At 53.4% G+C, this 822-nt stretch carries 1 protein-coding gene and 1 pseudogene; one reads left to right on the top strand and one right to left on the bottom strand.

The genetic code is table 11. The features are described 5' to 3' along the window. Nucleotides 1–114 precede the first annotated feature (114 nt). Nucleotides 115–250: pseudogene (locus ACR3FF_RS27240) on the bottom strand (RNA-guided endonuclease InsQ/TnpB family protein); the annotation flags it as partial. Between the two features lie 95 nt (nucleotides 251–345). On the opposite strand from ACR3FF_RS27240, the gene ACR3FF_RS27235 reads away from it, so the two are divergent. Then, nucleotides 346–729 carry a hypothetical protein gene (locus ACR3FF_RS27235; RefSeq protein ID WP_458191227.1) on the top strand — a complete coding sequence of 128 codons (384 nt, stop codon included), beginning with the start codon at nucleotides 346–348 and terminating at the stop codon, nucleotides 727–729. Nucleotides 730–822 lie beyond the last annotated feature (93 nt).

Below are 822 nucleotides of genomic sequence, written 5' to 3'. Positions count from 1 at the left end.
GCCGTAAGAACAGTGTCTGGATGGTAGAGAAATCTCATAATCACCCATCCAGACGCTTCCTGAGAATCTAACCCCGTCAGTCGTGACTATCCACTGACTCGATGGGAAGTACCGAATGTCGAACATCTCGGCCTTGTATTCGACGTACTGGTCCAGGCTGTCGGAACGCCCTTGCGTGGGACCGCTTCGCACCAGCCAATCGGTTGCGAATACCGGTCAGGTTCTCGAATGCGATGTGCGAATAAACGTGGAAATCGGTTCGTAGCACCACAGTGTGTCACTGAACAATATTTCCCGTAAACTGAAGCAAATATTTTGTATGCATAGGGGGATATAACCAATGATATGCGTCGACGCACCTATCTGAAAGCAACAGGCATTGCACTCGGTGGCCTCGTTTCGTCCGGCACTGTAATCGGAAACAGTGCTGATGACCGCCGTGGAGATTACCGGCCAGGAGGGCCGTGGCCGGGCAATGAGCAGGCGTACAATCTCAATGCCTTCCATTCGAACGACGAACTCACAGGCGAACTGAAGAAGATCGACCAGCAGAGCGACCGCATTACGCTCACAGAAATCGGACGATCAGCTGGCCGTGGCGATCCGCTCTGGGAAGTGACCGTCGGTGATGGCACCACAAGCGTTCACCTCATCAACCAGATTCACGGTGACGAGGCGGTCGGGACGGAAGTTACCCTCAAGTTCATTCGTATTCGGTTAAGAGGCTAAATCGCAAGCCGACGGCTACCTGAACTCGTAGAGCGAAGGGGAGGTTGTATGAGACTCTCCCCGGATGCAATTACATCGCTGCTGACTTCGCTC

It is taken from the genome of Haladaptatus ordinarius, assembly GCF_054177595.1.
This window is presented reverse-complemented; position numbering and strand designations above follow the sequence as displayed.

Bases quoted from the DNA above. Each gene is read 5' to 3' on its own strand.
- ACR3FF_RS27235 (WP_458191227.1), top strand. From the start codon at position 346: ATGCGTCGACGCACCTATCTGAAAGCAACAGGCATTGCACTCGGTGGC.